The organism is Litchfieldella rifensis, assembly GCF_042646605.1.
Taxonomy (GTDB): Bacteria; Pseudomonadota; Gammaproteobacteria; order Pseudomonadales; family Halomonadaceae; genus Litchfieldella; species Litchfieldella rifensis.
Genome location: NZ_JBHRUG010000013.1, coordinates 76,132 through 102,725, shown reverse-complemented (window position 1 = coordinate 102,725; position 26,594 = coordinate 76,132). Strand labels below are relative to the sequence as shown.

28 protein-coding genes and 1 tRNA gene are annotated in these 26,594 nt (G+C 61.8%); 16 read left to right on the top strand and 13 right to left on the bottom strand.

What is annotated here, in order from left to right:
* The first annotated feature begins 7 nt into the window (after positions 1-7).
* The 6 genes from sufB to ACFOEV_RS05905 all read left to right on the top strand — a co-directional run bounded on the left by sufB (position 8) and on the right by ACFOEV_RS05905 (position 6,242).
* Positions 8-1,450, top strand: coding sequence for a Fe-S cluster assembly protein SufB (gene sufB, locus ACFOEV_RS05930; protein WP_386772214.1), 1,443 nt, complete (start codon positions 8-10; stop codon positions 1,448-1,450).
* A gap of 90 nt (positions 1,451-1,540) precedes the next feature.
* The gene (sufC, locus tag ACFOEV_RS05925) at positions 1,541-2,293 is read left to right on the top strand and encodes a Fe-S cluster assembly ATPase SufC (protein ID WP_386772213.1); all 753 of its coding nucleotides are present in this window, start codon (positions 1,541-1,543) and stop codon (positions 2,291-2,293) included.
* Positions 2,290-3,648: a Fe-S cluster assembly protein SufD gene (gene sufD / locus ACFOEV_RS05920; RefSeq protein WP_386772212.1), complete on the top strand. Its 1,359-nt coding sequence runs from the start codon at positions 2,290-2,292 to the stop codon at positions 3,646-3,648. The genes sufC and sufD overlap by 4 nt, the downstream gene beginning before the upstream one ends.
* On the top strand, positions 3,645-4,886 hold the full coding sequence (locus ACFOEV_RS05915; protein ID WP_386772211.1) for a cysteine desulfurase: 1,242 nt from the start codon (positions 3,645-3,647) through the stop codon (positions 4,884-4,886). The genes sufD and ACFOEV_RS05915 overlap by 4 nt, the downstream gene beginning before the upstream one ends.
* A 29-nt stretch (positions 4,887-4,915) precedes the next feature.
* Complete coding sequence (gene sufT / locus ACFOEV_RS05910; RefSeq protein WP_386772261.1) at positions 4,916-5,479, top strand: putative Fe-S cluster assembly protein SufT; 564 nt, start codon at positions 4,916-4,918, stop codon at positions 5,477-5,479.
* Positions 5,480-5,525: 46 nt separating this feature from the next.
* Positions 5,526-6,242, top strand: coding sequence for a SanA/YdcF family protein (locus ACFOEV_RS05905; RefSeq protein WP_386772210.1), 717 nt, complete (start codon positions 5,526-5,528; stop codon positions 6,240-6,242).
* Positions 6,243-6,259: 17 nt separating this feature from the next.
* Here the strand turns inward: ACFOEV_RS05905 and ACFOEV_RS05900 are convergent, their stop codons facing one another.
* The 4 genes from ACFOEV_RS05900 to ACFOEV_RS05885 all read right to left on the bottom strand — a co-directional run bounded on the left by ACFOEV_RS05900 (position 6,260) and on the right by ACFOEV_RS05885 (position 9,237).
* Positions 6,260-6,700 (bottom strand): hypothetical protein, encoded by a 441-nt coding sequence (locus tag ACFOEV_RS05900; RefSeq protein ID WP_386772209.1) that lies wholly within the window; start codon positions 6,698-6,700, stop codon positions 6,260-6,262.
* Positions 6,701-6,810: 110 nt separating this feature from the next.
* Positions 6,811-7,722, bottom strand: coding sequence for a 30S ribosomal protein S6--L-glutamate ligase (gene rimK / locus ACFOEV_RS05895; protein WP_386772208.1), 912 nt, complete (start codon positions 7,720-7,722; stop codon positions 6,811-6,813).
* 36 nt (positions 7,723-7,758) lie between these two features.
* On the bottom strand, positions 7,759-8,196 hold the full coding sequence (locus ACFOEV_RS05890) for an ATP-dependent zinc protease family protein (protein ID WP_386772207.1): 438 nt from the start codon (positions 8,194-8,196) through the stop codon (positions 7,759-7,761).
* Positions 8,197-8,208: 12 nt separating this feature from the next.
* Positions 8,209-9,237, bottom strand: a complete 1,029-nt coding sequence (locus ACFOEV_RS05885) for a DUF3549 family protein (protein ID WP_386772206.1) — start codon at positions 9,235-9,237, stop codon at positions 8,209-8,211.
* Positions 9,238-9,569: 332 nt separating this feature from the next.
* Between ACFOEV_RS05885 and ACFOEV_RS05880 the strand changes: the two genes are divergently transcribed.
* From ACFOEV_RS05880 to ACFOEV_RS05860, 5 genes are all read left to right on the top strand, one after another.
* Complete coding sequence (locus ACFOEV_RS05880; RefSeq protein ID WP_386772205.1) at positions 9,570-10,334, top strand: amino acid ABC transporter substrate-binding protein; 765 nt, start codon at positions 9,570-9,572, stop codon at positions 10,332-10,334.
* A gap of 20 nt (positions 10,335-10,354) precedes the next feature.
* Positions 10,355-11,029, top strand: coding sequence for an amino acid ABC transporter permease (locus tag ACFOEV_RS05875; protein ID WP_386772204.1), 675 nt, complete (start codon positions 10,355-10,357; stop codon positions 11,027-11,029).
* Positions 11,026-11,781, top strand: coding sequence for an amino acid ABC transporter ATP-binding protein (locus ACFOEV_RS05870; protein ID WP_386772203.1), 756 nt, complete (start codon positions 11,026-11,028; stop codon positions 11,779-11,781). Before ACFOEV_RS05875 ends, ACFOEV_RS05870 begins: the two co-directional genes overlap by 4 nt.
* A gap of 82 nt (positions 11,782-11,863) precedes the next feature.
* Positions 11,864-12,196 (top strand): YqcC family protein, encoded by a 333-nt coding sequence (locus ACFOEV_RS05865; RefSeq protein WP_386772202.1) that lies wholly within the window; start codon positions 11,864-11,866, stop codon positions 12,194-12,196.
* Between the two features lie 46 nt (positions 12,197-12,242).
* Positions 12,243-12,743, top strand: a complete 501-nt coding sequence (locus ACFOEV_RS05860) for a gamma-glutamylcyclotransferase family protein (RefSeq protein ID WP_386772201.1) — start codon at positions 12,243-12,245, stop codon at positions 12,741-12,743.
* 81 nt (positions 12,744-12,824) lie between these two features.
* Here ACFOEV_RS05860 and ACFOEV_RS05855 read toward each other — a convergent pair whose 3' ends face one another.
* Positions 12,825-13,436, bottom strand: a complete 612-nt coding sequence (locus tag ACFOEV_RS05855; protein ID WP_386772200.1) for an OmpW/AlkL family protein — start codon at positions 13,434-13,436, stop codon at positions 12,825-12,827.
* Between the two features lie 304 nt (positions 13,437-13,740).
* Here ACFOEV_RS05855 and ACFOEV_RS05850 point away from each other — a divergent pair, with 304 nt between their 5' ends.
* A complete protein-coding gene (locus ACFOEV_RS05850; RefSeq protein ID WP_386772199.1) occupies positions 13,741-14,031 on the top strand; it encodes a cyd operon YbgE family protein in 291 nt (96 codons plus the stop codon).
* Between the two features lie 113 nt (positions 14,032-14,144).
* Here ACFOEV_RS05850 and putP read toward each other — a convergent pair whose 3' ends face one another.
* The 7 genes from putP to ACFOEV_RS05815 all read right to left on the bottom strand — a co-directional run bounded on the left by putP (position 14,145) and on the right by ACFOEV_RS05815 (position 21,544).
* Complete coding sequence (gene putP, locus ACFOEV_RS05845; RefSeq protein WP_386772198.1) at positions 14,145-15,623, bottom strand: sodium/proline symporter PutP; 1,479 nt, start codon at positions 15,621-15,623, stop codon at positions 14,145-14,147.
* A gap of 138 nt (positions 15,624-15,761) precedes the next feature.
* Entirely contained in the window at positions 15,762-18,953 is a 3,192-nt protein-coding gene (putA, locus tag ACFOEV_RS05840) for a bifunctional proline dehydrogenase/L-glutamate gamma-semialdehyde dehydrogenase PutA (RefSeq protein WP_386772197.1), read from the bottom strand.
* A 227-nt stretch (positions 18,954-19,180) separates the two neighbouring features.
* Positions 19,181-19,990 (bottom strand): AraC family transcriptional regulator, encoded by an 810-nt coding sequence (locus ACFOEV_RS05835; protein WP_386772196.1) that lies wholly within the window; start codon positions 19,988-19,990, stop codon positions 19,181-19,183.
* Positions 19,991-20,110: 120 nt separating this feature from the next.
* The gene (locus tag ACFOEV_RS05830) at positions 20,111-20,488 is read right to left on the bottom strand and encodes a hypothetical protein (RefSeq protein WP_386772195.1); all 378 of its coding nucleotides are present in this window, start codon (positions 20,486-20,488) and stop codon (positions 20,111-20,113) included.
* Positions 20,489-20,543: 55 nt separating this feature from the next.
* Positions 20,544-20,617 (bottom strand) — tRNA-Gly (locus ACFOEV_RS05825).
* Between the two features lie 296 nt (positions 20,618-20,913).
* Complete coding sequence (locus tag ACFOEV_RS05820; RefSeq protein WP_386772194.1) at positions 20,914-21,324, bottom strand: CBS domain-containing protein; 411 nt, start codon at positions 21,322-21,324, stop codon at positions 20,914-20,916.
* Positions 21,325-21,370: 46 nt separating this feature from the next.
* Entirely contained in the window at positions 21,371-21,544 is a 174-nt protein-coding gene (locus ACFOEV_RS05815; RefSeq protein ID WP_386772193.1) for a hypothetical protein, read from the bottom strand.
* Between the two features lie 175 nt (positions 21,545-21,719).
* On the opposite strand from ACFOEV_RS05815, the gene ACFOEV_RS05810 reads away from it, so the two are divergent.
* Together ACFOEV_RS05810 and ACFOEV_RS05805 are read left to right on the top strand one after the other, a co-directional pair.
* The gene (locus ACFOEV_RS05810; protein WP_386772192.1) at positions 21,720-22,025 is read left to right on the top strand and encodes a hypothetical protein; all 306 of its coding nucleotides are present in this window, start codon (positions 21,720-21,722) and stop codon (positions 22,023-22,025) included.
* A 20-nt stretch (positions 22,026-22,045) separates the two neighbouring features.
* Positions 22,046-22,225, top strand: a complete 180-nt coding sequence (locus tag ACFOEV_RS05805; RefSeq protein WP_386772260.1) for a YqaE/Pmp3 family membrane protein — start codon at positions 22,046-22,048, stop codon at positions 22,223-22,225.
* 52 nt (positions 22,226-22,277) lie between these two features.
* On the opposite strand, the gene ACFOEV_RS05800 is transcribed toward ACFOEV_RS05805, so the two are convergent.
* A complete protein-coding gene (locus ACFOEV_RS05800; protein WP_386772191.1) occupies positions 22,278-24,110 on the bottom strand; it encodes a sigma-54-dependent Fis family transcriptional regulator in 1,833 nt (610 codons plus the stop codon).
* A 306-nt stretch (positions 24,111-24,416) separates the two neighbouring features.
* On the opposite strand from ACFOEV_RS05800, the gene ACFOEV_RS05795 reads away from it, so the two are divergent.
* Together ACFOEV_RS05795 and ACFOEV_RS05790 are read left to right on the top strand one after the other, a co-directional pair.
* Complete coding sequence (locus ACFOEV_RS05795; protein WP_386772190.1) at positions 24,417-25,511, top strand: ABC transporter ATP-binding protein; 1,095 nt, start codon at positions 24,417-24,419, stop codon at positions 25,509-25,511.
* Entirely contained in the window at positions 25,504-26,592 is a 1,089-nt protein-coding gene (locus ACFOEV_RS05790; protein WP_386772189.1) for an ABC transporter ATP-binding protein, read from the top strand. Before ACFOEV_RS05795 ends, ACFOEV_RS05790 begins: the two co-directional genes overlap by 8 nt.
* The last annotated feature ends 2 nt before the right edge of the window (positions 26,593-26,594 follow it).

Sequence of the window (26,594 nt, the reverse complement as noted above, 5' to 3'; positions counted from 1 at the left end):
AGACACCATGGCAAGTCAGGAAATGGAGCAGCTTGTCCGTCGCGAATATACCCAAGGCTTCGTGACCGACATCGAAAGCGATACCGTGCCGCCCGGCCTGGATGAGAATACCATCGCCTTCATCTCGCAGAAGAAGGGCGAGCCGGAATGGATGCTCGAGTGGCGTCTGGATGCCTATCGCCAGTGGCTGAAGATGACGTCGCCGTCTTGGGCGCATCTCGACTATCCGCCCATCGACTATCAGGCGATCTCCTATTACAGCGCGCCCAAGAAGCCGGAAGATCGGCCGCAGAGTCTCGATGAAGTCGATCCCAAGCTGCTCGAGACCTACGAGAAGCTGGGCATCCCGTTGCACGAGCGTGCGGCCCTGGCCGGTGTGGCGGTGGATGCGGTATTCGACTCGGTGTCGGTGACCACCACCTTCAAGGAGAAGCTGGGAGAGGCGGGCGTCATCTTCTGCTCGATCTCCGAGGCGATCCGCGATTACCCGGAACTGATCAAGCAGTACCTGGGCAGCGTGGTCCCCAAGGGTGACAACTATTTTGCGGCGCTCAACTCGGCGGTGTTCACGGACGGTTCCTTCGTCTTCGTGCCCGAAGGTGTGACCTGCCCCATGGAACTGTCCACCTACTTCCGCATCAATGCCGCCAACACCGGCCAGTTCGAGCGTACCCTGATCATCTGCGAGAGTCGCGCCCAGGTGTCCTATCTGGAGGGCTGTACTGCGCCGATGCGCGACGAGAACCAGCTCCACGCCGCGGTGGTCGAGCTGGTCGCGCTGGAAGACGCCTACATCAAGTACTCCACGGTACAGAACTGGTACCCCGGGGACGCGGACGGCAAGGGCGGCATCTACAACTTCGTCACCAAGCGTGGCGACTGCCGCGGCGATCGCTCCCGCATCAGTTGGACCCAGGTCGAGACCGGTTCGGCGATCACCTGGAAGTACCCGTCGTGCATGCTGCGCGGCAAGGACAGCGTCGGCGAGTTCTATTCCGTGGCGGTGACCAATGGCCGTCAGCAGGCCGATACCGGCACCAAGATGATTCATATCGGCGAGAACACCCGCTCCTACATCGTCTCCAAGGGCATCTCGGCCGGTCGCGCCAACCAGTCCTATCGCGGCCTGGTCAAGATCGGCCCGCGGGCGAAGAACGCGCGCAACTTCACACAGTGCGATTCGCTGCTGATCGGCGATACCTGTGGTGCGCATACCTTCCCGTACCAGGAAATCGGCAATAGTTCGGCGACTGTCGAACACGAGGCCACCACCTCGAAGATCGGCGAGGACCAGCTGTTCTATTGCCAGGCACGAGGGATCTCGGAAGAGGACGCCGTGAGCATGATCGTCAACGGCTTCTGCAAGGACGTCTTCCAGGAGCTGCCGATGGAGTTCGCCGTCGAGGCGGAAGCGCTGCTTAACGTCACCCTTGAGGGCGCCGTGGGCTGAGGCGTTATTGTGCTCGGTCACTCTGGGTTGGGTAGAAGTTCAATTTTGTGAGGGCGCCCCGGCGGCCCGTTGGAATCAAAGGTATCAAACATGCTCGAAGTTAAGGATCTGCACGTCACGGTGGAAGGCAGCGAAATCCTCAAGGGGCTCTCGCTGACCGTCAATGTCGGCGAGGTTCACGCCATCATGGGCCCCAACGGGGCCGGCAAGTCGACCCTGTCGGCGGTGATCGCCGGCAAGGACGGCTACGAGGTGACCCAGGGGTCGATCACCTTCGAAGGCCGCGATGTGCTGGAGATGGCGATCGAGGAACGTGCCCAGGCCGGCATGCTGATGGGCTTCCAGTATCCGGTGGAGATCCCGGGAGTCAAGAACGTCTACCTGCTCAAGGCGGCGCTCAATGCCCAGCGTGCCGCACGGGGGGAGGGCGAGATCCCGGCGCCGGAGTTCATGAAGCTGGTCAAGGAGAAGATCGCGCAGATGAAGATGGACGCCAGCTTCCTGCAGCGTGCCGTCAACGAGGGCTTCTCCGGTGGCGAGAAGAAGCGCAACGAAATCCTGCAGATGCTGGTGTTGCAGCCAAAGCTCGCCATGCTCGACGAGATCGACTCCGGCCTCGATATCGATGCCATGAGAATCGTTGCCGACGGGGTCAACTCGCTGCGAGACCCCGAGCGCGCCATCCTGCTGGTCACCCACTACCAGCGTCTGCTCGACTATGTCGAGCCGGATGTGGTGCATGTGCTGGTCGACGGTCGCATCGTCAAGAGCGGCGACAAGAACCTGGCACTGGAGCTGGAATCACGGGGTTACGACTGGGTAGTGGAGGACTCCGCCGCATGAGCGAAGAACAGACCTTTCTCGAGGCCCTGAAGGCACGCGAGGCGGCACGCGATGCCGCCGAGCCGACCTGGATCGCCGCACGGCGACAGGCAGCGAGTGCGCGCTTCGAGGCGGTGGGATTTCCCACCAAGCGCCATGAGGCCTGGAAGTACACCGATGTGCGCGCCATCTCGCGGGGCGAATTCGCTCTCGCCAGCGACGCCGAGTTTTCCAAGGCCACCGCCGCGGCGCTTACGCTGCCCATCGAGGCCTTGCGACTGACATTCGTCGATGGCGTGTTCTCCGCGGCGTTGTCGGATCTGACCGAACTGCCTCAGGGCGTGACCATCGAGCCGCTGTCGCAGGCGCTGGCGACCAATCATGAGGCAGTGGGGGCGGTGCTGGGACGTCTCACCGGCGTGGACTTTTCCCCCTTCGCTGCCCTCAATACCGCTTTCGCCGAGGAAGGGGCTGTGATTCGCCTGGCACCGGGAACGGTGGTCGAAAAGCCGATCATCGTGCAATTCCTGTCACGGGCGCATGAACAGCCGGTGATGAGCCACCCGCGAGTGCTGATCCAGGCGGGTGCCCGCAGCGAGGCCACTGTGCTTGAACACCATGTGGGCGAAGAGGGCGCTGCCAACTTCACCAACCTGGTGTCGGAGGCGTTGCTCGAGCGTGGTGCCATCCTGACCCATTACAAACTGCAAGAGGCCCCCGTGGGCGACCTGCACATCGCCAGCCTGCATGTCGACCAGGGCCGCGACAGTCGCTTCACCTCGTTCAATCTCAACCTGGGTGGCGCGCTGGTGCGCAACGATATCGTCGCCGACCTCAATGCCCAAGGGGCCGAGGCCATCTACTACGGGCTGTTTTACGCCCAAGGGCGCCAGCACGTCGACAACCACACGCTGGTCAATCACAATGCGCCGCATACCCTCTCCAACGAGAGCTACAAGGGCATCCTCGATGACCGCGCACGTGGCGTGTTCAATGGCAAGGTGATCGTCAAGCGCGATAGCCAGAAGATCGAGGCGCACCAGAGCAACGCCAACCTGCTGCTTTCCGACCGTGCCGAGATCGATACCAAACCCGAGTTGGAGATCTATGCCGACGACGTCAAGTGCTCGCACGGCGCCACGACCGGTCAGCTCGACGAGGAAGCCGTCTATGCCCTGAGGACTCGCGGCATCGACAAGCAGACCGCGAGGGGGCTTTTGACCCTGGCCTTCGCCGGCGAGGTGATGGAGCAGGTAGCACTCGATGCCGTGGCCGAGCGGGTCGAATTGGCGGTGGCCGGCAAGTTGCCCGAGCGTTTCAACCTGGCCGGGCTGGTAGAAGCCGCAGTGGCTCTCGGGGAGGAGAGTGAATCATGAATGCCCTCAAGGAGTGGACCCTGGATGTGGCCAAGTTGCGTGCCGACTTTCCGATTCTCGCGCGGGAAGTCCATGGCAAGCCGTTGGTCTATCTGGACAACGCCGCCACCAGCCAGACGCCACGCCAGGTGATTGCCACCTTCGACGATTACTATCGCCGCTACAATGCCAACATCCACCGGGGCTTGCACACCCTGGCGGACGAGGCCACGGCGGCTTACGAGGGCACTCGCGAGACGGTGCGGGTCTTCCTCAATGCCCGCGAGCGCCGCGAGATCGTCTTCACCCGCGGCACCACCGAGGCCATCAACCTGGTGGCCAACGCCTGGGGACGTGCCAATCTCAAGGCCGGCGATGAGGTGCTGGTGTCGCTCATGGAACACCACTCCAATATCGTGCCCTGGCAATTGCTTGCCGAGCAATTGGGTATTGTGGTCAAGGTGATTCCGGTGGACGAGCGCGGCGTGCTGGATCTGACCGCCTACCGCGACCTGTTCACCGAGCGTACGCGCCTGGTGGCGGTGAATCATGTCTCGAATGCCTTCGGGACCATCAACCCGATCCAGCAACTGGCCGCCATCGCCCACGAGCATGATGCCCTGATCCTGGTCGATGGCGCTCAGGCCGCTCCGCACGAGCCGATCGATGTCCAGACCCTCGATGCCGACTTCTATGCCTTCTCCGGCCACAAGGTCTACGGCCCCACCGGCGCGGGGGCGCTGTACGGCAAGGCAGCACTGCTCGAGGCCATGCCACCTTGGCAGGGTGGGGGGGAGATGATCAAGACGGTGTCCTTCGACGCTGGCACCTCGTTTGCCGACATTCCGCACCGCTTCGAAGCCGGTACGCCAGCGATCGCCGAAGTGATCGCGCTCGGCACGGCACTGAAGTGGGTGTCCGGGATCGGGCTGGAACTGATCGGCCGTTGGGAGCAGCAGTTGCTCGCGCATGCCACCGAGCGCTTGTCGACCATCGACGGTCTGCGCATCCTGGGCACGGCACCGCACAAGGCCGCCGTGGTGTCCTTCGTGGTCGACGGCGCCCACTCCCAGGATATCGGCTTGCTGATCGATCAGCTGGGGGTGGCGATTCGTACCGGCCACCATTGCGCACAGCCGCTGCTGACACATTTCGGTGTCGATGCCACCTGCCGGGCGTCCTTTGCCGCCTACAACACCCCCGAGGAAATCGATATCTTCGTCGAGGCGCTCGAGCGGGTGATCGGCATGGTTCGTTGAGCGGATCGGGAAGGAGAGTCATGACAGCCATGGTGCAAGTCGATAGCCTTTACAAGGGGCAGGAGATGCCACTGCAGCGGGACGTGGAGGTGATCTCCATCCCCTTCGGCAAGACCGTGACGCTGACCGAGGACAGTCTCGTTTCGGTCATGCAGGCCAAGGGCAGTTCGGTGAGCGTTGCCCATGAAGGGCGGCTGTTTCTGATCGAGGGTTCCAACCTCGATGCCTTGGGACTCGAACCCTTGCCGAAACCGACCTTGCCGGAGGATGCCAGTGAAGACGAGATCGAGCAGTTCGTCTGGGATCAATTGCGCACCTGTTACGACCCTGAGATCCCGGTCAACATCGTCGAGCTGGGACTGGTCTATGGTTGTCGTATCGAGCGTCTGTTGTCCGGCGAGCGTATCGTCACCATCCGCATGACGCTGACCGCTCCGGGGTGTGGCATGGGTGAGGTGATCGCCGCCGATGCGCGCAACAAGATTCTCGGTGCGCCGCAGATCACCAAGGTGCATGTGGAAACCGTCTTCGATCCGCCCTGGAGCCGGGAGATGATGAGTGAAGAGGCGCGGCTCGAACTAGGGATGTTCTAGGCTCGGCCGAAAAGTGGCGCGAGCCGGGCTGTGACGAGGAAGGTGAATGCGGCGAGTGCTGCAGAAAGTGCTGGTGAGGCTGTTGATGTCGCTGGGAGTGGTTGCGCTTCTGGCGACATTGCTGTCCGTGGGGGCCAACCTGTGGGTGCTGAGCCAGACCCAATCACGCATCGAACGCAACCTGCTGGAGTGCACCACCGCGCCGGTGGGCATCGTCTTCGGCACCTCGTACTGGAGCCGTGACGGCGGCCGTAACCCGCATTTCGAGGCACGCATGAGTGCCGCCTCGCGGTTGATCGGTGCGCGCCGCGTCGAGCACCTGCTGCTTTCCGGCGATAACCGCACACGCTTCTATAATGAGCCGGTGACCATGTGGCGAGATCTGCGCGGCCGGAACGTGCGCGACGAGGACATGACCCTCGACTATGCCGGCTTCAGTACCTTCGACACCCTGGCGCGCTCACGCAAGATCTTCGGTGTCCAGCGAGCGATGCTGATCACGCAGTCGTGGCACCTGCCGCGAGCAATGTTCATCGCCGATGCGCTGGGGCTGGAAGTCACCGGGTGTGCCGTACCGTCGAATCATGTGACAGGGGTATGGCGGCTGCGGGTCAGGGAATGGCTCGCGCGCATGGCGACCGTGGGCGACCTGTACCTTTGGCGGCGTCAGCCCCATTTCCTGGGCCCCGAGGAACCGCTGCAGATCGCCCCCTACCCGGCGCCACGGCCGCCACGTTACGAGACCCTCGACATGCTCGACTGACGTCAGGCGAAAGTGGATCAGCGCCGCTGTTTCTGCAGTCGGTAGAGTTCACGAATCAATGCCCGGCAGCCTTTCCAGCAACGCTCGAGAACCGGTTCGATGGGGTCGGGCAGGGGGTGGGTATATAGCGTGGCCATGGCCTGCATCAGCACGCGTTCCTGTTCGAGCAGTTCGCCGATCAGCACCTGACTGTCGTTACCGACGAAGCTCTTCAGGCGGCTCCACAGCCACAGGTAGTCGTCGCGCTCGACATCGGCGTCACGCGGTAACATGCGGAGGTGTTTCTTGGCCAGTTCCTGGAGCTCATGCATCGCTTCGCTGCGCGCCTCGTAATGCGGCTTCAATGTCTCGCGCAACGACGGGCGCAGGCGCTCGAGATTGTCCTGGAAATAGTCGAGACTGTCGGCCAGCGCTTCCAAGACGCTGTCCATCGCCACTTGGCGATTATCGAGAAACATGAGCGGTCACCTCCTCCGGTGACGCTGATTGTGCGGGGGAGAACACTGTTTTGCTACCCCTCGTGATCAATAAATTTGCTTTTTTGCAAGTTTGGTCGCTTTTGCGGCGATCACCCCTTGGGCTTTTTGGGAGGGGTCTTGCGCTGCGTGGCGGTATTCTTCTCGATATGTTCGATGATCAGTCCAGCGATATCCTTGCCCGTTGCCGTTTCAATGCCCTGCAATCCCGGCGAGGAGTTGACCTCCATGATTACCGGCCCGTGGTTGGAACGCAATAGATCGACCCCAGCGACTCGCAGGCCCATGGCCTTGGCGGCACGAATCGCCGTGGAGCGCTCCTCGGGAGTGATGCGAATGACACTGGCACTGCCACCGCGGTGCAGGTTGGAACGGAACTCACCGTCGGCGGCCTGGCGCTTCATGGACGCCACCACCTTGTCACCGATCACCAAGCAGCGGATGTCGGCGCCCTTGGCCTCCTTGATGTACTCCTGAACCATGATGTTGGCCTTCATGCCCATGAAGGCCTGGATCACGCTTTCGGCCGCCTGGTTGGTTTCGGCGAGCACCACGCCGATGCCTTGGGTGCCTTCCAGCAGTTTGATGACCAAAGGCGCGCCCTTGGCCATGGTGATCAGATCCGGGATGTCATCCGGAGAGTGGGCGAAGCCGGTGATCGGCAACCCCAGCCCCTTGCGCGACAGCAATTGCAACGAGCGCAGTTTGTCGCGCGAGCGGGTGATGCCCACCGAGTCGTTGAGGACATAGGTCCCCATCATCTCGAACTGACGCAAGACCGCACAGCCATAAAAGGTAACCGAGGCACCGATGCGCGGGATCACCGCGTCGAAAGGCTCGATTTCCTGCCCCTTGTAGTGAATCGAGGGACGATGCGACGCGATATTCATGTAGCAGCGCAGGGTATCCACCACCCGGGCGCTATGCCCGCGACTTTCCGCCGCTTCGATCAGCCGGCGGGTGGAATATAGGTTGCGGTTGCGCGATAGCAGGGCGATATGCATGTCTTTCTTCGTCCTCGGGGCAGTGGAGAGTGGGGATCAAGGTTCGCCATGCAGGAAAGCGGCACCCGGAGCGATCAGCAGGCGGCGCATGGCGCGCCGACCGAGCAGCATGGGGTGTCGCATATCGCGCCGGTCGGCCAGCGTCAGTTCCACGGGAAAGACCAGTTCGCCGAGCTCCATTTGGGTACGGATCACGTAACGCCACTCGTTCTGGCCATTGGAACTGGTGACGCGCCGGCGGTCATGCAGGTGCATCTTGAATGGGTGAGCAGGGCTCCCCAAACCGCCACCCCGTGTCACGAAGCTGACCCACACATGGCCGTCTTCCTCGAAGGACTCGATATCCTCGGCATGGAGTGCCGAAGTACGTGCCCCGGTATCGGCCTTGCAGCACAATGTCAGGCCGAGTTCGGGCAGGGTGACCATTTCACGACGACCGATCACGGCCTTGGCCTGATAAGGTAATGCTTTCATGGGATTGACTCGTCACTGACGGTGGAGTGAGGTGAGACGCCGGCCGATGGCCGAGTCCGCCGTGGCGTCGCGCAGACACATCAGCACCGGCAGACGCAGCCGGGGGATCAGTGCCAGGTCGCGGGCCAGGGCGAAGAAGTCCGCCTTGGGATGCTCGGCTGCGCGCTGCAGGAGCAGGGGTAAGCGGCGGTCGTCCTCGAGATGCTCCCAGCCCCGTGCCGCGATGGCGGCCAACAAATCGGGGCCACAGGCATGTGGATCGTCGAGCAGGTCATCGAACCAGGCGCCAACCTCGTCGGTGGGGCCGGCCCCTACGGCACGTACGCAGGCACACAGGGTTTCGAGGTCTCCCTGCTGGGCCGCTCGCTCACCGCGGCCGCGTAGCGCGCGTGTCAGAGACGACTCGACGGCCACATGCTCCAGGCAGTGGCAGAGGGCGTGCACGACCTCTACAGGCAGCTCGGGAAGCCGTGTCGCCAGCGCTGCGGCCTGGTGGGAGTCGTGACGCACGGCGAAGTCGGCGAGTCCCTGCAGGCCGAGCGCCGGCCATTGTGAGGCGTCCTGCTCGCCGGCGAGATACGCTTCGACCAGCTCCAGGTGCTGGCTGGCCGGGTGATCGAGATCGAAACTCGCCCGCGCATGCATCATGGCCTGATAAGGCAAGGGCGGCGTGAAAGCCAGCGGGTTGTCCTTCATCAGGTTGTCGACGTGACCGTCGTCCCGACCCAGATGCTCCACACTACGCCCCAGGGTTTCCAGCAGGCGCTGCAGAAAAGCGTCGCGAGGGCCTGGGTCGAGTTGCCCCTGTTCGTCCAGCGGTAGCGCCAGAAACCAGATCATGGGCTCGGGGGCGTCGCCGAGAGTGAATACGCAGGCCAGACGCGCCTGGCCCTGCCAAGGACAAGGCCAGGACTGCTCTCCTGTTTCGAAAGCGGCCAGGGTCGCAGGCGAGCAGGGCGTGACGCGCCTCCCCATATGGTAAAGAAGCACCTGGGCACCGCTGCGGATGAAGAAATCGTGGAGTGTGCGAATCGGCTGCATATCGTCTTCCCGGTCTTGAACCGCGCACTGTACCCCGGTGGCGGGCGGCTTGTCAGTAGCCTCGGCAAGCGTTCGCGCGATTGGCGCTCGAAAATGCTGGTCAAAAACTGAACGATAGTCGCCATGCCCCAGCAGTCCTCGACAAGAGACGCTTGTCCAGTGGTTATCCACAAGCTCTTTCAAGGTTTCTGTGAATCATGGCGGCCGTCGACAACAATGTCAGGCATAGCCAACGGCTATTAGCCAGCCTCAGTGTCAATCTCTAGGATATGTAACCAACTGGAATAAGTTTTATAATGCTTTATTCCTCGATAATCTTTGTTCACAGGAGAATGGCCATGTTGCGTTCCTTGTCTCTCGTGTTATTGGCGACAGGTGCCCTGGCATTGGGTGGAACCGCCCAAGGCGATGACGCGCCCCTCAAGGTGGGGATGTCCGGCAGCTATTTTCCTTTCACGTTTGTCAGGCAAGACGAACTGCAAGGCTTCGAAGTGGACGTGATGGAGGCGGTCACCGACAAGCTGGGCGTCGAGGTGGAGTTCATCACTGCCAACTTCTCGGGTCTGTTCGGCATGCTGGAGTCGGGCCGCATCGACACCATCGCCAACCAGATCACCATCACCGAGGAACGCCAGGCCAAGTATCTGTTCACCGAGCCCTACGTTTACGATGGCGCCCAGGTGGTGGTCAAGCGTGGCAATGACGATATCCACGGCGTCGAGGACCTGCGCGGCAAGTCGGTGGCCGTCAACCTGGGTTCCAACTACGAACAGCTGCTGCGTGAGTTGCCCTATGCCGATGAGATCGATATCCGCACCTATGAGCGCAATATCGAGCAAGACACGGCCCTCGGGCGCGTCGACGCCTTCGTCATGGACCGGGTCAGCGCCAGCCAGGTGATCAAGGAAACGCCGTTACCGCTGGAACTCGCCGGGCAGCCGTTTTCCGAGATCCGCAATGCCTTGCCGTTCCGCGATACTGAACAGGGCCGGGAGTTACGTGATCGGATCAATGCCGCGCTGGATGAGCTACGCGAGGACGGCACTCTGACATCGATTTCCGAGCGCTGGTTCGGTACCGACATCACGCGCCCCTGATGACAAGGAGCGCCTGATTCATGAGAGTGCTCGATATCGACTACATGCTGGGCCTATTGCCGGTGTTGTTGCGCTATCTGCCGCTGACACTGGAAATGGCGGCGGCGGGCATGGTCCTGGCCTTGGTGCTGGCCTGCCTGCTGGCGGTGGTGCGGGTGCTGGCGATACCCGGGCTGAACGCCGCGACGCTGCTGTTCATTTCCTTCTTCCGCGGCACGCCACTGCTGGTTCAACTCTTCCTCTTCTATTATGGGTTGCCGCAGTTACTGGCCTTCCTGACCCAGATCAACGGCGTCACCGCCACCATCATGGGGCTGACAATGCATTTTTCCGCCTACATGGCGGAGTCGATTCGCGCCGCCATCGTCGGGGTCGACCGCAGCCAGACCGAGGCGGCGCTGTCGATCGGCATGACCAATGGCCAGTTGATGCGACGTATCGTGCTGCCTCAGGCGACGCGTGTGGCGGTGCCGACCCTGATGAACTATTTCATCGACATGATCAAGGCGACCTCGCTGGCCTTTACCTTGGGTGTCACCGAGTTGATGGGGGCGACCCAGAAGGAGGCCGCCGGCAGCTTCCTCTATTTCGAAGCCTTCATCACCGTGGCGTTGCTGTATTGGGGAATCGTTGAACTGCTGGCCTGGGTGCAGCGGCGTCTGGAAGTACGACTGGGCGAGGCGTATCGGCGATGATCAAGGTACAAGGACTGATCAAGCGCTTTCAGGGTGTCAGCGTGCTCGATGGCATCGATCTGGAGATCCAGCAGGGCGAGATCATTGTGGTGATCGGCCCCTCGGGGACCGGCAAGTCGACCCTGCTGCGTTGCCTGAACTTTCTCGAACGTCCGGATGCCGGCTGGTTGCAGGTCGGCGATTTGAGCCTCGATGTCACGCGAGCGAAGAAGGCCGAGATTTTGGCCCTGCGACGGCGTACCGCCTTCGTGTTCCAGAACTATGCGTTGTTCGCCAACAAGACGGCGCTGGAGAACATCGCCGAGGGATTGATCGTGGTCAACCGCTGGACCAAGAGCAAGGCCCATGCCCGAGCGCGGGAGATCCTCGAGCGCATCGGGCTGGCCGACAAGGCAGACGCCTATCCGGCGTCGCTGTCCGGCGGGCAGCAGCAGCGGGTGGGGATTGGTCGCGCCATGGCTGCCCAAGCCGAGGTGATTCTGTTCGACGAGCCGACCTCGTCGTTGGACCCGGAATGGGTGGAAGAAGTGCTGGCCTTGATGAAGCAACTGGCTCGCGAGCGCCAGACCATGCTGGTAGTGACCCACGAGATGAGCTTTGCCCGGGATGTGGCCGATCGGGTGATCTTCATGGAAGGAGGGCGCATCGTCGAGCAGGGGCCGCCATCGCAGCTGTTCTACGCGCCTCATGACGCGCGTACGCGCGACTTCCTGCGCAAGATACTGGCTACCCAGGTGCCGCTGGTACCTTGAGCCTTGCCAGAACGTGGTGTCGGGGTGGTCAAGGTGGTGTCTAGCTAGGATAATGACACCATAGCCTATCCCCGGAGTCGTCATGAGTGTGTATCAGCAACTCGATGAGGCGCTGCGGCGCCTGGAAGCGACCATGAAGGCAGCCGACATGTGGCGGATGCCTCAGCCGACACCGGAGGCCTTCGACAGTGAGCAGCCATTCTGCGTCGATACCATGGAGTTGCCCCAGTGGCTGCGCTTCGTGTTCATCGCTCGCCTCGATGCCCTGATCGAAGCCGAAGCACCGTTGCCGGAAAACTGCCAAGTGGCGCCTGCTGCCGAGGTCTACCTCAAGCAATCGCAAGCCAGGCCCAGCACTCTATTGCTGGTGGTGAAGGCCATCGAGGAAGTCGATCGCGTCATCACCGAAAATTGATCGACCAGAAAACCGACCGTCACCGAGACGCAGTCAGCGACGACCTATGCCTTATTATTTCGCTTACGGCAGCAATATGAACCCGGCACGTGTCGAAGCACGAATCGGGGCCACGCGGCGTGCCATGGCCGGCGTCCTGGAAGACCACGAGCTGCGCTTCGACAAGGCGTCACGGATTCCCGGTATCGCCCATGCCAATGTGGCGAGCCGCCAGGGCGCGCGAGTGGAGGGCGCCTTGTTCCGGTTGAGCGAGCCGGCACAGATCGAGCTGATGGATCCTTACGAGGGCTATCCCCACGATTATCAACGCCAGCGTCGCACCATCGTGACTGCCGAAGGGGCGATCGAGGCCTGGGTCTATATCGCCGTCCCCGAACGGACGCGTCCCGCACTCAAGCCGGCGCGAGAATATCTCGCGCACTTGCTGGCCGGCGAGCCCTTTCTCAGCGCAGACTATCATGCCCGGCTGCGGGCGGTGGAAGCGGTCGATGGCCTGGACGATTCCATCCTGGCCATGCTCGGGTTGTCGCGCCATAGTCCCAGGTGACTGGTGGTATGACGACACGACAACGCCGGGCATAGGGCCCGGCGTTATCGTTCACGCGTGCGTCGACTCGACATCCTGTCGTTAGAAGCGGAAGGTGACACCACCACCGATGGTCATCGGATCAATCTTGGCGGTACCGATCTGGTCGCCATTCCTCCGCAGATCGGAATCCACATCGGCATAGTTGGCGAAGCCATTGAGCATGACGTTCTCGGTGACGGCCAAATCCAGGCCAACCTGACCCACGGCACCGAACGAGCGACGGGCGTCGATATCTGCTGGCTCACCGGAGATGTTGGTGTAATTGAGGCCGGCGCCCACGTAGGGCTGCACACGGGCGTCCAGGCCGCCCAGCGGGTAGTAGTTGACCATCAGGTTGACCGGAATGCGGTCAACGGTACCGAGATCCGCGCCACCAAGGCTCACGTCATGTTGGAACGATTCCGAACCGTTGAGCTCGACACCGAACTTGTCGTGAAACAGATAACCCAAGCCATAGGTAAAGCCGTTTTCGTCACTGATATCCAGATCCTGGCCCAGCGCCTCACCGTTGTCAGACTCGGGATTGACCTTGGCGATGCCACCGCGGACGAAGAAATCCCCGGCGCTGTAGCCATAGGCCATGGCGGCCTGAGTGGCGAAGACGCAGCTACCCGCGATGACCGCTGCAGAAATCCACTTGATCTTGCTCATCTGTCACTCCTTGATACGTCAGACGTACACATCAGGCCGGATGACCGGCTTTTGATTCGACAAGGCCAGTATAAAAAACAGTGTTTCCTAAGTCTCGTTAAAAATTGTTATCAACTCGATACGCATGTTGACCCCAAGATACCGGGATGCGATACAAAAGCTTTTGACTAAAGTCTGATATTGGATCATGTTGCCTTGTCTAAGAAATGTATAATTTTTATTGGGCAGAGTATGGATTCGCAGCGGGTTGGAAAATCTTCTTAACTGCAGGTGTAAGGGCGTGGTGGCACGGAAGGAGAGAAGGATGATGCGCTATGAATGGATACGTCGCTTGCCTTGGGCACCGCTGTTGTCGATGGTGATTTCGGCCACGCTGGCGCTCTGGTTGCTGTGGCGGCCCGATCTGCTCAGTACCTTGCCATTGCCGCTACGGTTGCCGCTGGTCGTGTTGGGAGCCTGGGCGCTGGGGGCGGGGTTCATGCACGGGCTAGGTCTGCAGGTCCGGCCGGGCTGGCCGCGTCGGTTGCTGGGTGAGCCGACGTGTTGGTGGCTGTTGGGCGTGTTTGCCTTGATCGTGTTATGGCGGGCTTTCTGACTATGCACCGTATCGATCGAACCCTCTCTTCTTGTGACATCGGCCAGCGCTTTCTACCCATGAAAGCGGGGCCACCCTCAGGTGGCCCCGCGATCCTCACATACCTGGTTGGCTCAAGAATGGCTCAGCGCATCGAACTCGGCAGTGATTTCGCTGCTGACGTCGCTGGTGGCCAGGCTCACCGCGACGATAGCGATATAGGCGAAGACGACGCCGGGCACGATCTCGTAGAGATCGAAAATGCCGCCGGATATTTGCGCCCAGAGCACCACGGTCACGCCGCCGACCACGATGCCGGCCAGGGCGCCCCAGGTATTCATGCGCCGCCAGAACAGTGCCATGATCAGTGCCGGGCCGAAGGCGGCACCGAAACCCGCCCAGGCGTAGGAGACCAGGCCCAGTACCGTGGAGTCCGGGTTCAGCGCCAGCACGTAGGCGATGATGGCGATGGCGATGACCGCGAAACGCCCCACCCAGACGAGTTCGTTCTGCGACGCATTCTTGCGCAGCATGGCCTTGTAGAAGTCATCGGTCAGCGCAGATGAGGACACCAGCAGTTGGGAGTCGGCGGTGGACATCACGGCGGCGAGGATCGCGGCCAGCAGCACCCCGGCGATGGCCGGGTGGAAGATGGCATTCACCATGACCATGAAGATGGTTTCGCCATCTCCCAGGTCGCGGGCCATGTAGACGCTGCCGAGCAGGCCGACGGCCATGGCGCAGACCAGGCACAGGGCCGACCAGGACACGGCGATGCGACGCGCAGTGGGGATATCGTCTTCGCTGCGGATGGCGGCGAAGCGCGCCAGGATGTGCGGCTGACCGAAGTAGCCCAGGCCCCAGGCCAGGGAGCTGACGATGCCCACGACGGTGAGGGCTTCACCGGTGGAGGCATCGGTGAACCACTTCAGCATATCCGGGTTCTCGGCAAGGATTTGCGCGCCGCTGCCGCCGAAGCCGCCGAGTTCGGTCAGGGCGATCACCGGCACGATCAGCAGGGCAACCGCCATCATCAGGCCTTGGATCAGGTCGGTCCAGGACACCGCCAGGAAGCCACCGAAGAAGGTGTAGGAGATGATCGCGAGCGTCCCGATTGTCACCGCAACGGTGTAGTCGAAGCCGAAGACGGTCTCGAACAGCTTGCCACCCGCCACCAGGCCAGAGCTGGTGTAGAACATGAAGAACATCAGGATGAAGACCGCCGACACCACGCGCAGCAGCTGAGTGTTGTCACGGAAGCGGTTGGCGAAGAACTCCGGCAGGGTCAGGGAATCACCGGACTTGAAACTGTAGACGCGCAGACGGCGAGCGACGACCAGCCAGTTCAGCCAGGTGCCCGCCAGCAAACCCACGGCGATCCAGCCCGCGGACAGGCCGCTGACATAGGCGGCGCCGGGCAAACCCAGCAACAGCCAGCCCGACATGTCGGATGCGCCGGCGGAAATCGCCGAGGTCCAAGGCCCCAGCGACCGCCCGCCGAGAATGTAATCGGAAAGGTTGGTGGTGCGTCGGTAGGCGATAACGCCGATGCCGAGCATGACCAACAGGTATATGGCAAAGGTAAAGCCAATGGTGAAGTCGTTTTGAACCATGGTCGTCTTCCTATCCTTCAGGGTTATTGTTGTCGAACGTCGAAATGACCCTGCCGCACTACAAGGAGCTTTCGCACGCTCCCGTCCAGACGAGATGCCATAGGCGGCATCCCGTCCAGACGGCCTGCCGTCCTGGGGTCAGTCATCTCCCAGGGCCAGTAGTGACGCGTTGCCGCCGAGGGCTGCGGTATTGATAGTCAGGGTCTTTTCGGTGGCGAAACGCAGCAGGTAGTGCGGGCCGCCGGCCTTGGGACCAGTCCCGGACAGGCCCTGACCGCCGAAGGGCTGTACCCCGACAACGGCGCCGATGATATTGCGATTGACGTAAACGTTGCCGACCCGGATCTTCTGCGCAATGGCATTGGCGAAGGATTCGTTGCGGCTGTGCACGCCGAAGGTCAGGCCATAGCGGCGATCATTGATCGAGTCGATGACCGCATCGATGTCCTCGGCCTTGTAGCGCACGATGTGCAGAATGGGGCCGAACTGCTCGCGCTCCAGGGTGTCGATGCCATCGATCTCAAAGGCCACCGGGGCGACGAAGGTGCCATGGCTGGTGTGCGCCGGGTCGAGACGGGTCTCCGCCACCAGGCGACCTTCCCCCTTGAGCGTCTCGATGTGCGCCATCAGGCCCTTGCGCGCGTCCTCGTCGATGACTGGCCCCACGTCGGTGCCCAGGTCGCGGGGATCGCCGACGTGCAACTCGTCCATGGCGCCCTTGAGAATCTCGATCACGCGGTCGGCCACGTCGTCCTGCACATAGAGTACGCGCAACGCCGAGCAGCGCTGGCCGGCACTCTGGAAGGCCGATTGGATGACGTCGGTAACCACTTGCTCGGGCAGGGCGGTAGAGTCGACGATCATGGCGTTCATGCCACCGGTTTCGGCGATGAGGGTCGGCAGGGCAGCGCCTTCACGGGCGGCCAGGGCGCGGTTGATGATCTGGGCGGTATCGGTGCCGCCGGTGAACACCACACCGGTGATGCGCGGGTCGGACGACAGCACGCTGCCGACGGTAGGGCCGTCACCGGGCAGTAACTGGACGACATCGCGCGGCATCCCGGCCTCGTACAGCAGCTCGATGACGCGATTGGCGACCAGCGAGGTCTGCTCGGCGGGCTTGGCCAGCACGGTGTTGCCGGCTACCGCCGCGGCGACCACCTGGCCGCAGAAGATCGCCACCGGGAAATTCCAGGGGCTGATGGCGGCGAAGACTCCCTTGCCACCGAGCATCAGCTCGTTGGACTCGCCGGTCGGGCCGGGCAGGGTGGTGGCGCCACCGAACAGCTCCTCGGCACGCATGGCGTAGTAGCGACAGAAGTCCACCGCCTCGCGGATCTCGTCGACGCCATCGGTGAGTAGCTTGCCGCCTTCGCGTGAACACAGCGTCATCAGTTCGGCCAGATGGCTCTCCATCAACCCGGCGAGACGACGGATGATGGCGGCACGTTCAGCGACCGGAGTGGCATCCCAGCGCGGGAATGCCGACCAGGCGGCGTCGACGGCCTTGGCGGCCTGCTCCCGGGAGGTCCATTGCACGCTGCCGACCTTGACCTTGCGGTCGAAGGGACAAAGCACGTCATGGCGCGCATTGGCGTCATCGGCGACGTCAAAGGCCAGCAGCGGTTTGGCGTGATACTCCTTGTCCATGAATGTCGCCATCTCGTCCATCAGGGGCTGGTACTGGCTATTGATGTTCAAGTTCACTCCCTTGGAATTCAGGCGGTTGGGCCCGTAGATATCCTTTGGCAAAGGAATCCTGTTGTTAGCATAGGTCTTGTACTGCTTGAGCGTTTCCACCGGGTGCACGCATAGCGACTCCACCGGGACGCGTGGATCCACCAGCTGGTGGACGAAAGAGGAGTTGGCGCCGTTTTCTAGCAGGCGACGCACCAGGTACGGCAGCAGGTCCTTGTGGGCTCCCACCGGCGCATAGATGCGGCAATAGGTGCCCTTCGGCGCACGCTTGAGGGCCACATCGTAGAGCGCTTCGCCCATGCCGTGCAGACGCTGGAACTCGAAGGGGCGGCCGGCCTCGTTGGCCAGCTCCAGAATGGTGCTGATGGTATGGGCATTGTGTGTCGCGAACTGCGGGAAGATGCGCCCACGGGTGTTTTCCGACAGCAGGAAGCGTGCACAGGCCAGGTAGGCGACATCGGTGCTGGCCTTGCGTGTGTATACCGGATAGCCATCGATCCCCAGCTGCTGGGATTCCTTGATCTCGGTGTCCCAGTAAGCGCCCTTGACCAGGCGCATGGGGATCTCGTCACCCTGCTGGTCAGCCAGGCGGTTGAGGTAATGCAGTACCGGTAGGGCGCGCGTGGCATAGGCTTGCACGACCAGGCCGAAATGGCCCCAGCCGCGGCAGGCATCACTCTCGTAGACCGCTCGGAAGACTTCCAGCGACAGCTCCAGACGGTCGACTTCCTCGGCATCGATGGTCATCGCCACGTCGAGCTCGCGAGCCATGGTGGCGAGCTGCTTGACACTGTCGACCAACTCGACGAGCACTTGCTCGCGGCGACCGAATTCATAGCGTGGGTGCAGGGCCGAGAGCTTGATGGAGATCGACGGTGCCGGTGTCTTGTCGGTAAGCGACTGGCTGGTCTTGCCGACGCTATGGATGGCGTTGGCATAGGAGTCGAAGTAGCGCCTGGCATCGGCACGCGTGCGTGCCGCTTCGCCGAGCATGTCGTAGGAGTAGGTGTAGCCCTTGTCGAACAGCGGCTTGGAGCGCTTCAACGCTTCATCGATGTCACGGCCCAGCACGAACTGCTTGCCCATGATCTTCATCGCTTCGTACATGGCGCGGCGAATCACCGGCTCGCCCATGCGGTTGACCAGCTTGTTGATGAAGCTGGCGGGTTTGCCGTCCTTCGGCTGGTCCATCTTGATGACACGCCCGGTCATCAGCAGGCCCCAGGTCGACGCGTTGACGAACCAGGACTCGCTCTGTCCGAGGTGAGATTTCCAGTCGGCGGGCCCCAGCTTGTCTTCGATCAGGGCGTCGGCGGTGGCCTTGTCGGGGATGCGCAGCATGGCCTCCGCCAGACACATCAACATCAAGCCTTCATGCGTGTCCAAGCTGTATTGTTGTAGCAATTCGTCGATGGAGTCCACCGCCGTGTCCATCTCGCGCACTTCGCGCACCAGCTCGGCCGCCTGGGCGGCGGTGCGCTTGAAGTCGGCCTCATCGGCGGACAGCAAGTCGACCAATTCGCCGACAAAGGTCTCTTCGTCGACCACATAGTGATCGCTGATACGGGCAAACAGCGTATCGAGGTCCTGCTGCCAAGTGGCATTGTCCAGCATATTGTTAGCATTGAGCATGTGACTACCCCATAGCGATTGGTGAGCGGGCCCCGATCGTTCACGTGGCCCACCCCCCAGTAATGATGACCTGAATGTAGGACGGGAGAGGGATGAGCGTCTTGCCGATTTCCCGGGAGGATTTGTCGAAAGGGCGGAAAGTTGGCCCACTGATTGAAATTTATAGACTTTAGTCTAGTAGTCTGGTGGGTTTGTGGATGGTCGACCAGTACTGGTCCGAAAGGCGCCTAGGAAATGGCCGGCAGGAAAGCGCCCTGGTGGTCGCTGTCGCGGCGCAGTTGACTGGGAGGATGACCGTAGGTGCGCCGGAAGGCATGCGACAAGGCACTCTGGTTGGCAAAACCGGTATGCGCGGCGATTTCTGACAGAGGAAGGCGCGTCGAGGTGAGCAGGCGACGCACGGCACCGAGACGCTGGCGAAGCAGGTATTGATAAGGCGTCAGGCCGGTCTGGGCGCGGAAACATTCGCTGAAATGCGCTTCGCTCAGGCAAGCCTGGCGAGCCAGGTCGGCGACCGTCAGGCGCTGGGCAAGGTGGCGCTGGATGAAGCGGTCGAGGGCCGGCAGGTTCAGCCGACTGTGGCCGCTGACCAGACGATCGGGGTGTAGACGGGCATACAGGCAGCCCAGAAAGGTAGCCGCCAGCAGGTCGCCTTGTCCCTGGCGTTGCTGCGGCTCCTGTTGATGATGTGGCTGACCGAGCTCTTGGGTCAGGAAGTTGAGATACGCTCGCAACGGCTCGTCGAGAGCGAAGAAGCGTGGGGCATCGAAGAGCCGGGAGAACTCATGATGGGGACCGGTCAACGGGGAAGCGTCGGCGGGCAGGTCGAGGATCAACTGCCGGTTCTCGCCGATGCCCTCATAGTAGTGCACGTGGTTGGCTGGCACGATGCACCCCGAGAGTGGAGCGATCGAGCCGCCCAGCCCTTCGATCTCGAATTCGGCATGCCCGGTGAGACCGATCACGATCTGGTGATAATCGTGGTCATGATGTCTGGTCGTATTGTCCAGCGGGATCAAGCGTATGGCACTGGGCATGCAATCACCTCAGGCGCGAAACATCCAGGGCGAATTCGAAACGTCCACCGATTGCGCCGGAACCGGTGGTGAACAATTTATATCCACATTGTAATGGGTTTGGCACGACAACGGCAGTTATCAGTCAGCGTCGTGGCCTTGTCGTTCGCGCAAGGCGGTGTGGGCCGCCAAGTGATCGCGCAGCGCCGCGAGCTCCTCTTGCCCTGCAGGGGACAGCAGCGGCTCGCCTCTGGCCGCCTTCCATGGCCGGCCGTGTTCGTCCATCAGGCGCTGTGCCCGACGTCGCACGTCCTCGAGATAGTCGTCGTGGCGCACCGGATAGCCGATGATGGTGTGCCACTCGGTCTCTCCCACGCTGCCATCGATCGCCTTGTCGAACAGGGCGAGCAGGTCCTTGGGCTCGGTGCGATAGCGAGGCGTACGAGACAATAACAAGATGCCCACCATGCCGCACAGGATCAGCAGGCAGACGGCAAAGACCAGCAGGAACAGCGCCATGACCAAGGCTCTTGAGGGGGTGGCAAGGGATGCACTGCATTGCCACCAGTACGACTGGAGCGGGTGAAGGGAATCGAACCCTCGTCTTAAGCTTGGGAAGCTTCTGCTCTGCCATTGAGCTACACCCGCAACGCAACGCGATGATAAAGAACTCGGGGCGGTTCTGGCAAGTCGGCGTCGGCAGAGGAAAATTTTTCTCGAACGGGTGAGAACTTTTTCGCTGAGTATGGTCATAGGGACATAAGCGCAATTTCACGAGTCGATAGCAGTCGCTCCAGAATTGTGTCTTATGCTCGCAGTTTCGATCCTTTAAGCCGTCATGTGGCGACACATGGCGGCTTTTTCTTTGCCTGACGGGTGGAGGTCGCGCGCGAACGGGCGCCGGCGCCTCCTGAGCGGTGCCGGGCTTCCTGCGCAATGGCCGGCTAGTGCGTGCCGCGCATCCTGAGAATCGCGCTGAGCACATCACGCCGGGTGACGATGCCTACCAGGCGTTCCTGCTCCACGACCGGATAGACCTTGGGCTTGGTGCCGAGCATCTCCTGTGCCAGGTCGGTGATGCTCTTGGTGGCAGGCACCGACAGTACTTCATGGCGCATCAGTTCCTTGACCAGGGGCGGTTCGTCGTTGAGGTAGGCGCTCTCCAGCACCTTGCCAAGGACATCCTGCTCGGAGATGAAACCGATCAAGTGATCGCGGTCATCGACCACGGGAGCGCCGGGCAGGCGGTGTAGCGCCAGCCCCTTGACCAGGGTGGTCACCGACGTATTGCCACTGACGCGGTAACAGTCACGAGACATGATCTCGCGAACGATGGTGGGCGCCTTGTGGGGCATGGCGGTTCTCCTTCTGCCAGAGGTCATGGCCAATATGAGTCGAGTGCTATGGCACCCACCATGGGGCTTGACCGCCGCGTCTGCCTTTCATGCTACGCTCGACGAAGGCCGGCCCCAGTCGCAGGTTGGCGTTGGACAGTGCGCTTTCGCCTACCGGCAGGCAATCACAGGCACCATAGCGTTTCTCGAATTCAGCATAGCCGAGTCCTACGGTTGCCATCTGGGGATCGCTAAACATTATTACCAACGGTGTGCGTTGCTGGCCGGGGTTCCGGGGAGGAACCGGGGGATGGTGTCTCGACTCGAAGGCAGTAGCCGGGCATAACGAAAATGCTGCGCCCGGCGCTAGGCGTTAGCGATGAAAGTGGCATGTGAATGACATGGGGAGGGGATCGATGGATGCGCGTGAATATCTGGCCAAGAAAGGCATTCAGCTCGATAAGGACAAGGACAGTGACAAGCCCAATACCCTGGAAGAGTTGGCCTGGTCGCGTGCGCGCGAGGCGGGGCAGCACCGCCCGAAGGCTGGCACTCCTCACGACTGGGAAGACTGGGAGCGCTATCACGACGAGTTGGCGGAGGGGGCCGACCAGTTGGTGCAGAAGATCGACCCCCAGGCCCATCTGCATTATCGGGCCGAGGAGGGGGGTGTCAGGCACTGGGAAGGCGAAAGCCCTCTGGCGCCGTCAAAAAAGCCTTGAACGCCACCGCCAGGCGAACGGTGGCGGCGAGGAGCGGCCGGGGGAATCCGCGTCGTCGCTGGTGGGTGCTTCTCCTGCCACCCGTCGGCGTCTATCGGCGGACCGGGCCGGGCTTTCATTTCTGGATCAGTGTTCTCTTGACCCTACTCGGCTATTTTCCGGGCATGGTGCACGCCGCGTGGCTCACCAGCCGGCGGTGACCCCTTCTCCTTCCAGATGTTGCAAACCGAACATCGCCGGTGAAAGCAAACGTCAGGTAATGCCCTGGTCCGGCCACCCCTGGGTCGCCTGGTCGTCCACAACACTTGCGTGGCGCTTCTCGGCATCTCGCAGCCACTTGTAGAGCGTGGTACGGCTGACGCCGAGCTCGCGGGCCAGCGACGAGACGTTGCCGTTATGCCGCGCCAGTCGTTCGCTCATGCTGTCGGCGGAAGGAGCCGTGCGAGTCACTGACGGCGGTAGCGACGCCCGTTGAGTAGCGGAAAGGGCCGGCAGGTGATCGATATCGAGCATGTTGCCGTCCGCGATGGCCATCCCCACCCGCAGCAGGTTTTCCAGTTCACGGATATTGCCGGGCCAGGCATGGGACTGGATTCGCGACCAGAGGGCGTCGCTCAGGCGGGGCGGCGGCAGTGGTGTGGCCAGATCGGAGAGTAGCGACATGACCAACTGGCGGAGATCCTCCCGCTCGCGCACGGGCGGCAACGGCAAGGATACCCCGCACAGACGGTAGTAGAGGTCGGCGCGGAAACGACCCTCGGCCACCTGCTCCTCCAGCGGCCGGTGAGTGGCGGCGACCAGTTCGATATCCACGGCATAGGCATCGGTGGCACCGAGTGGCGTGACCTGGCGCTCTTGCAGCACGCGCAGCAGACGTGCCTGAACCCCCAGGGGCATGTCGCCGATCTCGTCCAGGAACAAGCGGCCGCCATGCGCCTGACGGATGCGCCCGATCTTGCCGCGAGGATCCGCGCCGGTGAAGGCACCGCGCTCGTAGCCGAACAGTTCGGCCTCGACCAACTCGCTGGGAATGGCGGCGCAGTTGATGGCGACGAGGGGCATATCGGCGCGCTGGCTCGCCGCATGCAGAGCCCGTACGAAGACCTCCTTGCCGACGCCGGTTTCACCCTGGATCAGCATGGGGATGCCCGCATCCTTGAGGCGTTCGGCCAGCAGGATGGCGTGGTGCAGCTTGCTGTCACCCAGATCCAGCGCCCGCCAGGCGGGGTGCAGGGCAGCTCGCTGGTCCTGTGGGCGGCGAGGCGGCGATAGCCGGGCATGACAGAGCAAACGCCCGTGGAAGGTGATGTCCAGGCGGCCTTCCACGTGGGCCCTGGCCTCTCGCCAAGGGGTGCCGCATAGCTGATGCCAATGCAGGCGAGCCGGGATATGTTCGCCGAGGATCCAGCGAGCCCTGGCATTCATGGCTTGCAGCTGGCCGGCACTATCGATGATCAGCAGGCCCGCGCGCGGGCTGTCGAGATTGTCGGGAGAGTTGTTGAAGGTGAGTTGGTAGTGGCCATCGCCGTAGGCGTCGATCAGCCGGCGATTCTCCAGTTGCTGGGCCAGTACCTGGACGAACCCCTGGGTCCGGCTCCGCACTCGCCGCGGGTCGACGAACATGGCCAGACAGCCGTCGACATCGCCACGTGGATCGACCAGGGGAGCGGCGGAGCATTCCAGGTCCCGTAGCGCATGCAAGGAATGCTGCTTGCCACTGACGAAGGTCGGGAGTTGGTCATGCAGGCAAATGCCGATGGCATTGCACCCCAGTGCCGACTCGCTCCATGGCTGGCCGGGTGAAAAGAGTGGCCGGGCCGTGTCGGGAATCAGCTCACTCTGACCCCAGCTACGCAGCAGCACACCGTCCCGGTCGGTCATGACCAGGTAGCTTTTCCAGTGTTCGAGCAGTTGGGCGTAGTCGGCGACGATACTGCTTTCCAGAACCGACAGCACGGCATGCTCGTCCAGGCGTCGGCGCAGTTCGGAGCCGTGCAATGGGGATTGCTCGCCCATGGGCAGGTTCTGGCAGCGGCGCTGGGCAGCCTGCAGTCGTTGACGATGATGCACAAGCGATTCGCTCATCGGGAATACCTGGTGGCTGGCTTATTATTGATCCTGGATGTTCATTTGTGAACACAAAATGTTCATTTCTTCTGTCGTGACTGTTCACTACTTTACAGGAAGGCTAGCGAAAATCGCTATCATTTATCTTATACCAAGGTATAAGAAAGATAAAAAATAGTTTAATAACAGATGGTTAATATCTTTTTGGTCAATCGGTGGGCAAGGGGTGGCATCATTTTCGCAAATGAATAATCGTGTCGCCGCTCCCGTTCTGGCCTCGGTCACCGGGAGCCCATGCCCAACAACGATGACAACGAGTCCAGCATGTCTCTGACCCTTGAAAATGTCGATCATGTGGTCGATGGCGCCAGGCACATCAGCGAGGCCAACCTGGCGTTCGAGCCAGGTTCCTTCAATGTGCTCCTGGGGCGCACCCTTGCCGGCAAGACGACGCTGATGCGCTTGATGGCGGGGCTGGAGCCTCCGTCGCGGGGCCGCATTCTGATGAACGGTCACGATGTGACCGGGGTTCCGGTACGTCAGCGCAACGTCTCCATGGTTTATCAGCAATTCATCAACTATCCCAGTCTCACCGTCTTCGACAACATCGCCTCACCACTCAAACTGGCCAGGGTCGACCGTCAGGAAATCAAGCGTCGGGTCCGGGAAACCGCCGAGATGCTGCATATCGAGCATCTCCTCGACCGCTATCCACAGGAGCTCTCCGGCGGGCAACAGCAGCGCACCGCCATGGCCAGGGCGCTGGTCAAGGATGCCGACCTGGTGCTGTTCGACGAACCGCTGGTCAATCTCGACTACAAGTTGCGCGAGGAACTGCGCCTGGAAATGCGCAAGCTGTTTCAGGCGCGCAACACCATTGCGGTCTATGCCACCACAGAGGCCAGCGAAGCCCTGGCGCTAGGGGGCACCACCACGCTGCTGCATGAGGGCCGCATCATCCAGAGCGGACCGACGGAGGAGGTCTACGGGCATCCGTGCAATGTGACGGCGGCCGGGCTGTTCTCCGAGCCTCCCATCAACCTGCTGGATGTCCAGGTGCGTGGCGCGTCGGTGCATTTCGGCGCCGACATGTGTTTTGCCCGTCCCGCATGGCTCAGGGAACTCGAGGATGGTCGCTACCAATTGGGGGTGCGGCCGAGCCACCTGAGCCTGACCCCGCTGGCCGAGGACGATCTGGAATTCAACGTCACGGTGGATCTGGCCGAGATCAGCGGCTCTGAGACCTTCCTGCACGTCAGCAATCGCCACCTCAGCCTGGTGCTGCATCTGAACGGCATTCATGACTTCGACGTCGACGACTCGGTCAGGGTCTTCGTGCCCGGCAGCAAACTGGTGGTCTTCGATGCACAGGAAACGTTGATCAAGGCGCCACAGCGCCAGGGAGGTCACCATGGCTGAAATCAGTTTGCGCAACCTGGCCCACAGTTATCTGCCCAATCCCGTCCGCCCGGAAGACTACGCGATTCGCGAGATGGAGCATGTCTGGAAGCAGGGCGGGGCCTACGCCCTGCTGGGCCCTTCCGGCTGCGGCAAGAGCACCTTGCTCAACATCATCTCGGGCCTTCTGCAACCCTCCATGGGCGAGGTGCTGTTCGACGGCAAGCGGGTCAACGAGCAGCCTCCCGAGGCGCGCAATATCGCCCAGGTTTTCCAGTTCCCGGTGATCTACGACACCATGACGGTGTACGACAACCTGGCCTTTCCGCTGCGCAACCAGAAGTGCGATGAAGCCCATGTCCAGGCCCGGGTCATGGAAGTGGCCGACATCCTCGAGTTGCAGCCCATGCTGCACCGCAAGGCGAAGCAACTGACCGCCGATGAGAAGCAGAAAGTGTCCATGGGGCGTGGGCTGGTGCGCGATGACGTCTCGGCCATTCTCTTCGATGAGCCGCTGACGGTGATCGACCCCCAACTGAAATGGAAACTGCGCCGCAAGCTCAAGCAGATCCACGAGAAGTTCAACATCACCATGGTCTACGTGACCCACGATCAACTCGAGGCCTCGACATTCGCCGACAAGATCGCGGTGATGTATGAAGGGCAGGTGGTGCAGTTCGGCACACCACGTGAACTCTTCGAGCACCCCGCGCACACCTTCGTCGGCTACTTCATCGGTAGCCCCGGCATGAACCTGATCGACGTCGAGCTCACGCCGGGCGGCGTGAAGTTCGGCAGCACCGAACGTTCGCTTTCCGCAGACCAGTATCGGCGTCTCGAAGCGCGAAACGGTGCTCGCCTGGTGCTGGGCATTCGTCCCGAATTCGTCGTCCAGGCCTCCGTCGACGATGAGGATGCCATGCCGGTCGAGGTGCGTTTCGTCGAGGACCTGGGCACTTATCGCATTGTCGATCTCGACCTGGGTGGCCGCGATATCAAGATGCGTATCGAAGAAGACGAACCCATCCCTCAGGGAACGACCTGGATTCGTTTCCCCGATGCCTGGGTGAAATTCTACGCCGACGATTTCCTCGTGGAGTAAGG